The sequence below is a fragment of the Gordonia sp. DT101 genome, assembly GCF_049844895.1.
Lineage (GTDB): Bacteria > Actinomycetota > Actinomycetes > Mycobacteriales > Mycobacteriaceae > Gordonia.
The window spans coordinates 912,076-926,759 of record NZ_JBNCLX010000002.1; the positions used below are offsets into that span (position 1 = coordinate 912,076).

The 14,684-nt window shown below is 69.1% G+C and carries 6 protein-coding genes (1 of these 6 running past the window's edge); 3 read left to right on the forward strand and 3 right to left on the reverse strand.

Annotated features, from left to right (window positions below; translation table 11 throughout):
- The 3 genes from ACLQ3I_RS10625 to ACLQ3I_RS10635 all read left to right on the forward strand — a co-directional run.
- A protein-coding gene (locus tag ACLQ3I_RS10625) for a non-ribosomal peptide synthase/polyketide synthase (RefSeq protein ID WP_425801728.1) crosses the window boundary here: on the forward strand, nt 1-10,295 show its 3' end. The gene continues 43,411 nt to the left of window position 1, outside the view; 10,295 of the gene's 53,706 nt are visible here — the last part of the coding sequence; its start codon lies off the left edge, out of view; it ends in the stop codon at nt 10,293-10,295.
- An 86-nt stretch (nt 10,296-10,381) separates the two neighbouring features.
- Complete coding sequence (locus ACLQ3I_RS10630) at nt 10,382-10,603, forward strand: MbtH family protein (protein WP_425790727.1); 222 nt, start codon at nt 10,382-10,384, stop codon at nt 10,601-10,603.
- A 204-nt stretch (nt 10,604-10,807) separates the two neighbouring features.
- The gene (locus tag ACLQ3I_RS10635; RefSeq protein ID WP_425790729.1) at nt 10,808-11,137 is read left to right on the forward strand and encodes a hypothetical protein; all 330 of its coding nucleotides are present in this window, start codon (nt 10,808-10,810) and stop codon (nt 11,135-11,137) included.
- A gap of 11 nt (nt 11,138-11,148) precedes the next feature.
- Here the strand turns inward: ACLQ3I_RS10635 and ACLQ3I_RS10640 are convergent, their stop codons facing one another.
- Genes ACLQ3I_RS10640 through ACLQ3I_RS10650 form a run of 3 tightly spaced genes read right to left on the reverse strand, consistent with a single transcriptional unit; the run spans nt 11,149 to nt 14,182 of the window.
- Nucleotides 11,149-11,970 carry an ABC transporter permease gene (locus ACLQ3I_RS10640; RefSeq protein WP_425801731.1) on the reverse strand — a complete coding sequence of 274 codons (822 nt, stop codon included), beginning with the start codon at nt 11,968-11,970 and terminating at the stop codon, nt 11,149-11,151.
- Nucleotides 11,967-12,761 carry an ABC transporter permease gene (locus ACLQ3I_RS10645; RefSeq protein WP_425801734.1) on the reverse strand — a complete coding sequence of 265 codons (795 nt, stop codon included), beginning with the start codon at nt 12,759-12,761 and terminating at the stop codon, nt 11,967-11,969. The genes ACLQ3I_RS10640 and ACLQ3I_RS10645 overlap by 4 nt, the downstream gene beginning before the upstream one ends.
- Nucleotides 12,758-14,182: an ATP-binding cassette domain-containing protein gene (locus ACLQ3I_RS10650; protein WP_425801737.1), complete on the reverse strand. Its 1,425-nt coding sequence runs from the start codon at nt 14,180-14,182 to the stop codon at nt 12,758-12,760. Before ACLQ3I_RS10650 ends, ACLQ3I_RS10645 begins: the two co-directional genes overlap by 4 nt.
- Between the last annotated feature and the right edge of the window lie 502 nt (nt 14,183-14,684).

Here is a 14,684-nt window from a genome sequence, read left to right on the forward strand (position 1 = left end):
ACATCCCGGTCGCCCTCAGGCTGACGGGAGATCTGGACCGCGCGGCGCTGCGGGCCGCGCTCGACGACGTGGTGACCCGCCACGAGGTACTGCGGACGGTCTTCCCGGCCGTGGCAGGCCGGCCGTATCAGCAGGTCGTCGATGTGGGAACAGCCGTCTCGCAGCTGGATTGGACGGTGACCGACACCGCCGAGGGCGCCCTGTCGGTGGTCGCCCAGGGGTTCGACGTGAGCACCGAACTCCCGATCCGCGGACGGGTCGCCGCGCTCGCCGACACCGACCATCTCGTCGTCCTCGTCATCCACCACATCGCGGCGGACGGCGAGTCGGGCCCCGTACTCGCTCGCGATCTGATCGCCGCGTACACCGCCCGGGCACGCGGCGCACAACCACACCTGCCGGCGCTGCCCGTGCAGTTCGCCGACTTCGCGCTCTGGCAACACCGGGTGCTCGGCGACCCCGAGGATCCGTCGTCGCCGGTGCGCGGGCAACTCGACCACTGGGCCACCCGACTCGCCGGGCTCCCGGATGTGCTGGATCTGCCCACCGACCGTCCGCGCCCCGCCGTGGCGTCGATGCGCGGTGCGGCAGTCGACTTCGAGGTCCCGGCCGACGTCGCCGACCGAGTGCGTGACATCGCCCGGGAGCACGGGGCCACCGAGTTCATGGTGCTGCACGCGGGTCTCACGGCATTGCTGGCCCGCTTGTCGTCGGCCACCGACATCGCGATCGGAACACCCATCGCCGGCCGCGGTGAGGCGGTCCTCGACGATCTCGTCGGCATGTTCGTCAACACCCTGGTACTGCGGACGGCCGCGGAACCGGGGATGCCGTTCGGCGACCTCGTCGCCGCGGTCCGCGCCACCGACCTCGACGCGTTCGCCCACGCCGACATTCCGTTCGAACAGCTCGTCGACCACCTGAATCCGGTGCGGTCGGAAGCTTTCGCGCCGCTCACACAGGTCCTGCTGACGGTCGATGTGACGCCGCCCGACCGGACGACCGACGAGTCGATGGCCGCGGTCACCGCCGACGGCCTGACGATCGAGCCGATCGATCCGGGTGCCGAATCGGCGAAGGTGGACCTGACCGTCGGTTTCGCCACCGACGCCCCCGGCCGGCCGTGGCGGGGCTCGATGATCTATGCGACCGATCTGTTCGACGCAGGCACCGCGCGTTCGATGGTCGACCAGCTGGTCCGGATGCTCACCGCCGTCACCGCCGCGCCGCGTCGCGCCATCGGTGATGCGCGACTGCTCGACGACAGCGAATCCGCCGATCTCACACCGGTGTCGAGTGGCGAGGGCACCGAACCCGTGGTGCTCGCCGATCTGTTCACCGCCGCGGCTCGCAGGTGGCCCGATCGCGTCGCGGTCCGCGACGCCCACGGTGCGGAACGTACCTACGCCGAGCTCGACGAACGGTCGAATCGTTTGGCGCGGTGGCTGATCGGGCAGGGAATCGGCGTGGAATCCCTGGTCGCACTGGCGATCGGCCGGTCGTCGGATCTGCTCACGGCGATCTGGGCGGTCGCGAAGACCGGTGCCGGCTATGTGCCCATCGACCCCGATTACCCGCCCGCGCGTGTCGCGTCGATGGTGGCGGACTCGCGTGCGGAACTCGGACTCACCGTGTCCCGCACCGGATCGCTGCCCGACGAGGGATTCGACTGGCTGCAGCTCGACAGTGACGAAGTGACCGCTCAGGTCGACGGGCTCGACGCATCGCCCCTCGATCTGGACCACCGCGACGTGATCCGGCCCGACAACGTGGCCTATGTGATCTACACCTCGGGCTCGACCGGACGTCCGAAGGGCGTCTCGGTGACCCACTCGGGGCTCGCGAACTTCGCGGCCGAGGAGATGACCCGACTCGGCGTCACCGGCGACGGCCCGCCACCGTGCGTTCTCGGCTTCGCGTCTCCGAGTTTCGATGCGTCCGTGCTCGAATACCTGCTCGCCACCGTCGCCGGCGGAACGGTGGTCTACCGGCCGGGCGATGCGGTCGGAGGTGAGGTGCTGCAGACCTTCCTGCGCGAGCATCGCGTCACCCACACCTTCCTGACTCCCACGGTGCTGGCGACCCTGGATCCCGCAGGGCTGCCGGATCTGTCGGCCCTGATGGCCGGCGGTGAAGCCGTCCCACAGACGCTCGTGGACGCTTGGTCGCGTCACGTCGCCGTCCACAATCTCTACGGACCCACCGAGACCACCATCGGTCTCACGTTGTCCACACCGATGGCCGCAGGCGCCCCGGTCCGATTGGGCGGACCGCTGGCCGGTATCGGTCTGATGATCCTCGACGACCGGCTCCGTCCCGTGCCCGTCGGCGTGACCGGCGAACTGTATGCCACCGGGCTCGCATTGTCGCGCGGATACCTCGACCGGTCGGGTCTCACCGCGGAACGATTCGTCGCCGACCCGTACGGCCGCGACGGCGAACGGATGTACCGAACCGGCGACGTCGTGCGCTGGCGTCGCGACGCCTCGGATGCGCTCGTCGTCGAGTACTCGGGCCGCAGCGACGACCAGGTCAAACTGCGGGGCCTGCGTATCGAACTCGGTGAGATCGAGTCGGTCCTCACAACCTGCGCCGGTGTCGAGTCGGCGGTCGTCCTCGGCGTTGGGGGCTCGGTCGCCACCGCACTCGCCGCCTACCTGGTCACCGACCGGCCGGTCGACGTCGACGATCTGAGAACGCTGCTGGGCGAACGACTGCCGGCCTTCATGGTGCCGTCGTCGTTCACCGTCCTCGACGCCCTGCCGCTGACTCCGGTGGGCAAGCTGGACAAGGCGGCGCTCCCGGAACCAATTTTCGAGGCCGCCGCGTACGAGGCGCCCGAGGGCGACGACGAACGGGCCGTCGCGCAGGTGTTCGCCGAGGTCCTCGGCGTCGACGAGATCGGCGCGACCGACGACTTCTTCGCGCTCGGTGGCAACTCGCTGTCGGCGACCCGGGTGGTCGCCCGGGTGGCGCAGGCGCGCGGTGTGGACCTCGCGGTCCGCGACCTGTTCGAGGCGCCGACGGTACGAGCCCTGGCCGGCCGGCTGACCCCGGGCTCCAGGGCCGTCGAGCCGCTCACCGCCGGACCGCGTCCGGATCGCATCCGCCTGTCCAACGCGCAACAGCGGATGTGGTTCATCAATCAGTTCGACAGTGGGTCGCCTGCCTACAACATCCCGGTGGCGATGCGCCTGGAGGGGCCGCTCGACGGGGATGCGTTGCGCGCGGCGCTTCTCGACGTGATGACCCGTCACGAGGTGCTGCGGACCGTGTACCCGCAGGTCGCCGGCGACCCGGTTCAGCAGATCCTGGCACCCGCCGATGCCGCGGACCGACTCGACTGGGGGAGCGCCGACTCCGAACGAGATCTGTTCGCCGCCGCGGCCGTCGGATTCGACGTGACCGTCGACCTCCCGATCCGGGCGCGTCTGCTCGACTCCGGTCCCGCCGACCACACCCTGCTGCTGGTCGCCCATCACATCTCCGCGGACGGCGAGTCGATGGGCCCGCTCGTGCGTGACCTGGTGCTCGCCTACCAGGCGCGGGCCGCCGGCCGCGAACCCGAATTCGCGCCACTCGCCGTGCAATTCGCCGATGTCCCGCTCTGGCAGGAGCGGGTGCTCGGCGCCGCCGACGACCCGTCGTCGGTGCTGGGTGGACAACTCGGCTACTGGACGGATCAGCTCGCCGGGCTGCCGGATGTGCTCGAGCTCCCGACCGACCGACCGCGTCCGCAGGTCGCGTCGATGCGTGGCGGACTCGTCGAGTATTCGATCCCGCGACGCATCGTCGATCGCATCGAGTCGCTGGCCCGCGACCACGGTGTCACCGAGTTCATGGTCCTGCACGGCGCGCTCGCGGTGCTGCTGGCCCGGCTGTCGGCGACGTCGGACGTCGCGATCGCCACACCGACCGCCGGTCGGGGGCAGGCCTCTCTCGACGACCTCGTCGGGATGTTCGTCAACACACTGGTGCTGCGCACCGGCGTCGACGGCGCGGCAACCTTCGGCGAGGTGCTCGACCTCGTCCGTCGGACCGACCTCGACGCGCTCGCCAACGCCGACGTACCGTTCGAATACCTCGTGGAGAGACTCGATCCGGTTCGCTCGGAGGCGTTCGCGCCGCTGGCACAGGTGATGCTCTCCTTCGATCAGAGCCTGGTACGTGCGGGCGAGTCGCTCGCCGCGTTCGAGGACCCGGTCGACGACGCTCCCGGCCTGCGGGTGACGCCGGTCGCCGATCCGGGTGTTCCGCCGGCCCGGCTCGACCTGTCGGTGGGGGTGGCCACGAACGGCGTCGACGGTGGTTGGCGCGGTGACATCGTCTATGCGGCCGACCTGTTCGACCGGGTGACCGTGCGGTCCGTCGCCGACCGGTTCGTCCGTCTCCTCGACACGCTGACCGCGGATCCGCGGCGACGGGTCGGCGACGCGGAGATCCTCGATCGGTCCGAGCTGCTCGAGAATGCCGAGCGCGCACAGGGTGCCGATGTGCTCGTCAGCGACGAGTTCATCGGCGAGATCGTCGCGCGGCAGGCGCAGCGGACCCCGTGGGCCACCGCGCTGCGGTTCGCCGACCGTGCCGTCAGCTATGCCGAGTTCGCCGGACGAGTCAATGTGCTGGCCCGGGAATTGATCTCGCGGGGAGTCGGTCCCGACGTCGCGGTCGGAATTTGCATGCCGCGCTCGGTCGAGATGGTCGTCGCCGTTCATGCCGTCGTGACCGCCGGTGGCCAGTACGTCCCGATCGACACCTCCGCACCCGCCGATCGCATCGGCTACATGGTCGAGACCGCCGGGGTCGCATCGGTGCTCGTCGCGCCCGGTTCGATGCCGCCCGCACTGACGGAGGTCGGCGTCGAGATCGTCACCGTCGACGCCCGGACGGGCCTGGCCGGGGACACCACACCGGTCACCGACGCCGATCGGCTCGCGCCGCTGCGGCCCGAGCACGCCGCCTACACCATCTTCACCTCCGGCTCGACGGGCCGCCCGAAGGGCGTCACACTTCCGCACGACGCGGTGCTGAACCGGCTCTGGTGGGGTCTGCATCAGCTGCCGATCGGCAGTGCCGACACCGTCGTGCTCAAGACGCCGTACACCTTCGACTGCTCGGTGCCGGAACTGTTCGCGCCGTTGATGATCGGCGCCCAGACGCTGGTCCTGAGGGCCGACGGACACCTGGACCCGGTATATGTCGCCGACCAGATCGTCGAGCATCGGGCCACCATGGTGCATTTCGTACCGTCGATGTTGTCGGTGTTCCTCGAACTCGCGGATCCCGACCGGCTGGCCGCCCTCGACAGCGTCCGGATCCTGTCGACAACGGGCGAGGCACTGCCGCCTGCGGTGGCCGCCCAGACGCGTGCGCAGATACCCGGTGCGGATCTGTTCAACCTGTACGGTCCGACCGAGGCCGCCGTCGAGATCACCTATCAGCGTGTCGAGGTGATCGACGAGGACGACTCGACGACCCCGATCGGTGTGCCGGTGTGGAATTCGACGTCCCACGTGCTCGACGGCAGGTTACGGCCGGTACCCGCCGGCGTGGCGGGAGAACTGTACGTCGGTGGTGTCCAACTCGCGCGCGGGTACGCCGCACGTCCGGATCTGACCGCGGAGCGGTTCATCGCCGATCCGTTCGGCGAGCCCGGTGAGCGCCTGTATCGCACCGGTGACCTCGTGCGGGTCGATCACGACGGCCAACTCGAGTACCTGGGCCGCACCGACTTCCAGGTCAAGCTCCGCGGACAGCGGATCGAGCTCGGCGAGATCGAGTCGGTGTTGGCCGGCTCGCCCGGTGTGGTCCACGCCGCCGCGACCGTGGCGACCGCGCCCGGCGGGGGTGAACACCTCGTGGCCTATCTGGCCGGTGACGGCATCGACCTCGACGTCGTCAAACGTGATGTCGCGCAGGCGCTGCCCGAGTACATGCGTCCGTCGATCTGGACCCTGCTCGACGACATCCCGATGAACACCGCAGGCAAACTCGATCGCCGCGCACTGCCGGAACCGGACTTCGCCGGAGCCGGTGAGTTCGTCGCGCCGTCCGGGCCGCTCGAACAGACCGTGGCGCAGGTGTTCGCCGACGTGCTCGGCACGGACCGGATCAGCGTCACCGACAGTTTCTTCGACGTGGGCGGCAACTCGCTCTCGGCCACCCGGGTGGCGGCGCGGGTCGCCGAGGCGCTCGACGCCGAGATCCCGGTGCGGATGCTGTTCGATGCGCCGTCGGTGCGCGAGCTGGTCGCACGGGTGGCGCCCGGCTCGGGTCAGCAGGCATCGTCGATCGTGGCGGTGACGCCGCGTCCGGCAGAGGTACCGCTGTCCCTCGCCCAGCAACGAATGTGGTTCATCAACCGGTTCGACCCGGCCGCGGCGACCTACAACATCCCGATCGTCCTGCACCTGAAGGGCGCCCTCGACGTCGCGGCCCTGCAGTGCGCGGCGACGGATGTGGTGGCACGCCACGAGATATTGCGGACGACGTACCCCGAGGCCGACGGCATCCCGCGCCAGCTCGTGCACGGCGCCGATGACGTGGGCGCGCGACTCGACTGGGCGGTCGTCGACGACCGTGCCGATCTCGAGGCCGCATTGTCGGTCGGGTTCGACGTCACGACGGAATCACCTGTTCGCGTGCGCCTCTGGCGCGCCGCGGTCGATGAGCACGTCTTCGCCGTGGTGGTGCACCACATCGCGGCCGACGGCGAATCGATCGCCCCGCTGGTCGCCGACTTCATGACCGCCTACGCCGCACGCCGTCGGGGTGCGGCGCCGGAGCGGCCGGACCTCGCCGTACAGTTCGCCGACTACGCGCTGTGGCAGCAGCGTGAGCTCGGCGCACCCGACGATCCGGAGTCGGTCATCGGACGGCAGCTCGATTTCTGGGAGCACGAACTCGCGGGACTGCCCGATGTCCTCGAACTCCCGGCCGATCGTCCGCGCCCACCGGTGGCCACCAATCGGGGGGCGTTGGCGCACTTCGAGGTACCGGCCACGGTCGCGAGCAGGGTCGCCGCGTTGGCGCAGGCCCATGCGGCGACACCGTTCATGGTGGTGCAGAGCGCACTCGCCGTCCTGCTGGCGCGGTTGTCGTCCTCCTACGACATCGCCATCGGCACGCCGACGGCCGGACGTGGACACCGCGTGCTCGACGATCTCGTCGGCATGTTCGTCAACACCCTGGTGCTGCGCACGCCGGTCGATCCGGCGAAGTCGTTCGGGGAGTTGGTCGAGCAGGTGCGGCGGGCCGACGTGAACGCCTTCGAGCACGTGGACGTGCCGTTCGAGGCCGTGGTCGAGCGCCTCAACCCGGTGCGATCGGAGGCCTTCGCGCCGCTGACGCAGGTGTCGCTCACCTTCGACCAGTCCGCGGTCGCGGACTTCGCGCCGGCCGCCCTCGCCGGAGCCGAGATCGACGGCATGCAGATCACCCCACTCACCGCCCCCGAGGTATCGGCGAAGGTGGACCTCACGGTCGCGGTGTCCGCCGCGCCCGAGGGCCTGCCGTGGACCGGGTCGGTCGTCTTCGCCACCGACCTCTTCGACGAGTCGACGGTGGCCGCACTCGCGCGCCGCCTGGTCGGGCTGCTGGACGCGGTGACCGGGTCGCCGGAGATCGCCGTCGGCGACGTGGATCTGCTCGACGACACCGAGCGCGCGCAGCTGGTGCCGGTGTCGGGGCCGGCGTCCGACGGCCAGATGCTGCTCGGCGAGATGTTCGATCGGGCGGCGCGGGTGTGGCCCGACCGGGAGGCGGTCGCCGACGCGTCGGGCAACACGCTGACCTATGCCGAGCTGGATCAACGGGCGAACCGGTTGTCGCGGGTCCTGATCGCGGCGGGGGCCGGACCGGATTCGCGTGTGGCCCTGGCAATCCCACGCTCGGTCGAGCTGATGACCGCGATCTGGGCGGTGACGCGGGCCGGTGCCGCGTTCGTCCCGATCGACCCCGACTACCCACGCGATCGCGTCATGGCCATGATCGATGACTGCGGCGCCGAACTGGGACTGACCGTGCCGGGGATCGCCGATCTCGCCGGCACGGGGCCGCGATGGCTGACCCTGGCGGGCGACGAGGTCCACGGCAGCGATGGTGAGAGCGGCCGGACTCCCGACGGTGAGATGTCGGCGGACCCGCTGTCACCAGCCGAACTGCGCGGGGTTCCGCGCCCGGACAACCTGGCGTACGTGATCTACACGTCGGGATCGACCGGACGGCCCAAGGGTGTCGCGGTGACCCACCGAGGCCTCTATGACTTCACCATGGGCTCCATCGAATCAATTCCCTACGAGCCGGGTTCGCGCACGCTCGGATATGTGTCGCCGAGTTTCGACGTCTCGATCTTCGAGCTTGTCGTCACCATGTTCGGCGGGGGCACGCTGGTCTATCGGCCGGCCGATGCGGTGGGTGGGGATGATCTCCACCGGTATCTCGCCGAGCAGCGGATCACTCACGCAATGGTGCCGACCAGTGTGGCCGCCACCTTGAGGGCCGAAGGCCTACCGCATATGCGGTCGCTGACCACCGGTGCCGAAGTGGTGCCGCAGACGCTTGTCGACGAGTGGGTTCCGCACGTCGACCTGTACAACGCGTACGGGCCGACGGAAGCGACGATAGCCGTCACCTACACACCGCCCATGCGCGCCGGCGAACCGATCTACGTCGGCAGCCCGTTCCGCGGGGTGCGACTGGTGGTGCTCGACAGCCGACTGCGCCCGGTGCCCGTCGGAACGCCGGGCGAACTCTACGTCATCGGGAAGGCGCTGGCCCGTGGCTATCTCGCACGGGCCGGTCAGACGGCGGCGAGTTTCGTGGCATCCCCGCACGGCCGCCCCGGCGAACTGATGTACCGGACGGGTGACGTGGTCCGCTGGGCGCTCGACCGCGACGGCCGGCACACGATCGAGTTCGGTGGCCGCAGCGACGACCAGGTGAAGCTGCGCGGCCTGCGGATCGAACTCGGTGAGATCGAGACCGTCCTCGGTTCGCATCCCGATGTCCGGCGGGCCGTGGTACTCGGTGTCGGACAGCCGGTCACCGCCCTCACGGCCTACGTCGTCGGCGACGCGGACCTCGACGTCGAGCGGCTGCGTGACCATCTCGCGGATCATCTTCCGCGGCATATGATCCCAGCGTCGTTCACCGTCCTCGACACCCTGCCGATGACCCCGGTCGGCAAGCTCGACAAGAAGGCTCTGCCGCAACCGGTGACCGAACCCACGGTCTACGTCGAACCGGTGACGGACACCGAGCGCCGCGTGGCCGCCGTGTTCGCGGACGTCCTCGAAGTCGATCAGGTGGGCGCCACCGACGGATTCTTCGATCTCGGCGGGAACTCGCTGTCCGCCACACGGGTGGTGTCACGACTGCGCGATCACGCCCCGCACGTCGAACTCTCGTGGCTGTTCAGTGATCCCACGGTGCGCGGTGTGGCCGGCCGCATCGCGGGTGACAGCGACGGTGGCACGACGAGCGAGATCGTGTTGCCGCTGCGCCGTGGTGGCAGCCGGGCACCGCTGTTCTGCGTGCACCCTGCCGGCGGACTGGCGTGGTTCTACGGCGGGCTCGCCCCGCATCTGCACGATCGGCCGATCTACGGTCTGCAGGACCCGCATGTGGTGTCCGGAGAACCGAGCGCGGCCACCGTCGACGAACTCGCCGCGCGGTATGTGGAGGAGATCCGGCGGGTGTCGCCGGACGGTCCGTATCACCTGCTCGGCTGGTCGCTGGGTGGCCACGTCGCCCACGCCATGGCGACGATGTTGCAGGCCGACGGCGCCGAGGTGGCATTCCTGGGCATCATGGACGCCGCCGCGCCCGCCGATCACACCCCGGAGCGTTCGGCATCGCATGGTGTGGCGGACGACCCGACCGATCAGGCGGGCGGCGCGGTCGTCGGGGACATGCTCGGCGGATGGCGGGATCTGTTCGATCTCGGCGACGACGTCCACGCGCGGACACCCGAGGAGGTCGCGGGCGTGGTCCGCGAGCAGATCGCCGCCATGGGTCTGCTCCGCGCCGAACAGGTCGAGTGGGTGATGGACAGCTTCGAGGCCGCTGAGACCATCGTGACGACCCATCGTCCGGACGTCTTCGACGGGCCCCTCGCGGTGGTCACCGCGACCGCCGACAAGACCGACCCCGCCGCGGTCCGCGCGTCGTGGCGCCGATACGTCACCGGGACCATCGCGAACATCGATGTCGATGCCCATCACCTGGGACTCGCCGATGCCACATCGCTCGAGATCATCGGTCCCTGGCTCGCGGAACGCCTGGGGGACCGATGACGATATAGGCGTGGACGACGTGCACCAGAGCGCAATCCCGGGTCGGCCACACGGCCGCCTTCCCTGAACGAGAGGAACGATCGATCATGACCAATCCATTCGACGACGAGAACGGCCGCTTCTACGTCGTGGTGAACGACGAGAACCAGCATTCGCTGTGGCCGACGTTCGCCGACATCCCGGCCGGTTGGACCAAGGTCTTCGGCGAGGACAGCCGTGCGGCCTGCCTGGAGTACGTGGAGAAGAACTGGACGGATCTGCGGCCCAAGAGCCTCATCGACGCGATGGAGGCGGACCGGGCAGGCTGACCGGTCGGGCGGGGCCGTGGCGGGATGTCGTGCACACGGCCACGACGGTGTACACGACATCGCCACCGGTAAATTTTCTCGTCGTCCTCCGGTGACAATCCCAGGGAGTATCTGTCATCATTTGCACACAGCGATTTCCCGGATCCGGAGGATTGTCGGACGCTTTTTCGGCCGGCGGAGAGCAGGTCAGGAATGGACGGTGACATGGGATCATGGGAATTCCCGCGATTGCGGGCGACGTGCGACGAAGTCCATCGTCGCGCCGAGGTCACCCCTGGCCTGACGGCGGTCCGACACAGTGGCGACTCGGCGACCTACCAGGATCTGGCCGGCGCCCTCACGAGGTACGACCTGGTCGCCGAGAGCAACGGGCTCGGCGTCGGCTCGTCGTTGGTCGCGGCCATCCTGCACTGCCTGCCGCGCATCGGTTCGCTCGACGAGCCGTCGGCGGTCGCCACCGCGGTGGGCCAGGTGGTGGAGTGGCTCGCACGGGACATCGGTGACGGCTACGGAATGTTGCGCTCGGTCGGCTGAGGCCGCTCCGCTCACCGTGCGGTGGCGGCCCTGCGATATCCGTGCAGTGCGGGGTACAGGCAAGCGGCGACGATGAGAACCGTCCAGACGACGACCTTGATCATGTTCTCCGCGATGGGGCCACCCGCGGCCAGCGATCGCATCACCTCGATGGCCGGACTCATCGGCTGGTTCTCGACGATGGGCTGCAGCCAACCCGGGTAGGCCTCGACGGGGGAGAACCCGGAATTGAAGAACATGAGGACACTCGAGACCAGCGACAACAGCGGGACCAGCGGAGCAGAGGGGCGAGCGCTGACCGCGAGGGCGAGCACCAGCATCGCGTAGGCGACGCCGAACATCAGCGAGACCCCGAAGATCCCGAGGACCGCGACCACACCACCGGTGATGTCGAAGCCGATGGTGGAGCCGACGGCGATCAGCAGCGCCGTCACCACGACGATGCGGAAGACCTCGCTCAGCAGCCGCGACGTGAGGTCGGCGGCACGGTTGATCGGCAGCACATACAGGCGCGCGAGCAGACCGGTACCCCGCTCCTGGTTCAGGCGGATGCCGGCGGCCACCGACCCGAACATGGCGCTCACCAGGATCACCAATGGCACGGTGCCGTAGGTGCTGTCCTGCCCGGTGGCAGTGCCGATCGCATCACCGAGCACCACCTTGAACATGACGAGCGTCAGGAGCGGCACGAGGACCAGCTGGAGGAAGGTGCCCCGGTCCCGCACCATGACCGAGATCTGACGCCACGCGAGCACCGCGCTCTGCTCGACGAATGCCCGCGCCGACCGTTCGACGGGGAGCCGGCCGACGGGCGCCGCCGCGACGGTGGTCATCGCACCACCCGGCGGACACCCAGCGCCGTGAGCACGCCCCCGGCGACAGCCAGGCCGACACACCACCAGATCGTGGGCGTGAGCAGGTCGAGGGTGGCGGTGCCGTCGCTGAGCGAACGCATCGCGGTCGCGAACTGGGAGATCGGCTGGTTCCGCACGAACGGCTGAATCCATTCCGGGAACTGACTTTCGGGCACGAAGCCGGTAGACAACATGCCGAGGATGAGAATCGGCAGCGAGAGTGCCTGACTGGTGGCCTCCGGGCTGTTGGAGAGCAGCCCGACCGCATCGGCGAGGACAGCGATGAGAATGCCGACCACCAGCACGACCGCGAACAACCCGATCGTGTCCAGCACGCCCCCGTTCGGCCGCCATCCCATCACCAGGCTGGTCGCGGTCGCGCAGACGATCGAGATGACGAGCAGCACGGTGTTGGTGCCCATCCGGGCAAGGGGAGGGATCACCGGCGGCATCGGGAGGGTCCGGAACCGGGTGTTGATGCCCTTGGTGGCGTCCACCGCGGACCTCATGGCCGCCGACGACGCGACGAAACTGACCGACTGCAACGAGATGATCGGCATCAGGAAGTCCGCATAGTCCATCCCCGGATCCGCGTTCATGATCGACCGCAGCGGGACATAGAAGCAGATCGCCAGGAGCACCGGCGCGACGAAGGCGAAGATGATCTCACCGTTGCGCACCATCGAGGAGATACCCCGACCGGTCAGCGTCCACCATTGCGCACCGGCCCGGGTCCTGGGCCGGCCGAGGTGTGCCGCCTCGAGGGTCATCCGGCCGGACTCTGCTCGTCGCCGGCGGCCGACCCGGCCGTGGTGTCGGCCGGGTCGGTCAGGGCGAGGAAGACCTCGTCGAGGCTCGGGCGGCACAGCGCCACATCCGACAGCCGGATGCCGGCCTCCTTGGTGCGCTGGACGATCTCGACCAGCGTGTCGGCCCCGGCGGTGGCCGGGACCGTGACAAAGGTGGCGGCCTCGTCGGGCTCGTGCGCGGGGATCGCGGCGCCGTGCCCGCCGACCGCGATCCCGTCCAGGCACGCGAGCAGTCGATCGAGATCCTCGGGATCGGTGGGGGTCACCTGATAATGCGATGCGCCGGTCGCCGTCTTGAGCTCGTCGGCGGTACCGGACGCGATCACCCGGCCCTTGTCGATCACCACGATGTGGTCGGACAGGGTGTCGGCCTCCTCGAGATATTGCGTGGTCAGCAGCGTGGTCACGCCCTGACGCCGCAGGGACTCGACGAGTTTCCACACCTCCTGGCGACTCCGCGGATCGAGTCCGGTGGTCGGTTCGTCGAGGAACACGATCTCGGGTTGCGTGACGAGCCCGCATGCGATGTCGATCCGGCGCCGCATACCGCCCGAGTACTCGCCGACCTTGCGTTTGGCGGCCGCGGTCAGCTCGAACGATGCGAGCAGTTCGTCGGCTCTCGACCGTGCCACCGCCTTCGACAGACCCATCAGCCGCCCGAACAGGATCAGATTGTCCCGACCGCTGAGCGCTTCGTCGAGCGCGGCGAACTGACCGGTCAGCATGATCGATCGGCGGACCCCGGCGGCGTCGGCCACCACGTCGTGGCCGCCGACGACCGCGCTGCCCCCGTCGGGCTTGAGGAGGGTGCACAACATGTTGACGGTCGTCGTCTTGCCCGCGCCGTTGGGCCCGAGTAGTGCGAGGATGGAACCCCGCGCGACCGAGAAGCTGACGCTCTCGACGGCGACGTTGTCCCCGAATCGCTTGTGCAGGTCGACGACTTCGATGGCGGGCCGCGCCGTGGAGCCGCCTTCCGCAGTGGGATCGGCGGTGGGATCGGTGTTGCCCGCCACCGGCGACGGTGCCTGCGGTGTCCGGGCATCCGGGACCGCGTCGGTCTCTGTCGGCGAGGAGGATTCGACGATGTGCCAACCGGACGCCACACCGCGTGGCGGGTCGTCGTCGATCGGCGGGCCACCTTCCTCGGTCGGCACCGCCTGGACGGGCATCGTCGGCGCCTCATCGGCGACGACCGCCGCGTGTCGGGGTGCCGCGGGTGTGTCCGGGGTCGATTCCACATCCCCGGCGATGACGCGAGAGGCGTCGGCCGGAAGCTGCTCGACCGGCCCGTCGGCGGAGGCCGGCGTGCCCGGCATCCCGCCGTGCGTCGTGGACAGGCTGGATCGGGCGGCCGTCGGCCCGCCGGACTGCTCGACCATCGACTGCTCCTATCGGGCCATCTCGGTCGCCCGAGTCGGGGCGGGGTGTTCACCGCCCGTCACGGGCCGCGCGGTTCCGCATGGATTGTCCGGGGACGCCGGCCCCGTGCCCGTGGGCGGTTTCGTGCGTCCGGTGTGGGCGATGGTACCGAAATTGTCGGAACAGTCTGGAAAGATTCTCGCTCTCGGACTCGGAATCATTACATCGCCGCACACCGCATTAGTACGTTTGGACGACTTCGAAGTCGGGCGCGTAACGATCTGGGCCCCACTGCCGAATTCCTATCGTGAGCTAGCTGTTTACCAGAGATTCGGATACCCGTGAAAGGGCTCGTACATTCAACCGAATCATGGTGAATTTCGTTCTGAAGGGTGGATAATGACGCACACTGTTGCGTGGGAACGGAGTTCCCGCGAACAGACAGCCCACAACGACCCGAGCGTCGGTTGAACGTCCACCGACGCCGGGCCGGGCTGGCCGCTGACCTGGGAAAGAGGGGCT

What these genes read in the sequence shown, in the direction of transcription:
- ACLQ3I_RS10645 (WP_425801734.1), bottom strand. Translation starts at nt 12,761, where the DNA reads ATGACCCTCGAGGCGGCACACCTCGGCCGGCCCAGGACCCGGGCCGGT.
- ACLQ3I_RS10635 (WP_425790729.1), top strand. Translation starts at nt 10,808, where the DNA reads ATGGGATCATGGGAATTCCCGCGATTGCGGGCGACGTGCGACGAAGTC.
- ACLQ3I_RS10630 (WP_425790727.1), top strand. Translation starts at nt 10,382, where the DNA reads ATGACCAATCCATTCGACGACGAGAACGGCCGCTTCTACGTCGTGGTG.
- ACLQ3I_RS10640 (WP_425801731.1), bottom strand. Translation starts at nt 11,970, where the DNA reads ATGACCACCGTCGCGGCGGCGCCCGTCGGCCGGCTCCCCGTCGAACGG.
- ACLQ3I_RS10650 (WP_425801737.1), bottom strand. Translation starts at nt 14,182, where the DNA reads ATGGTCGAGCAGTCCGGCGGGCCGACGGCCGCCCGATCCAGCCTGTCC.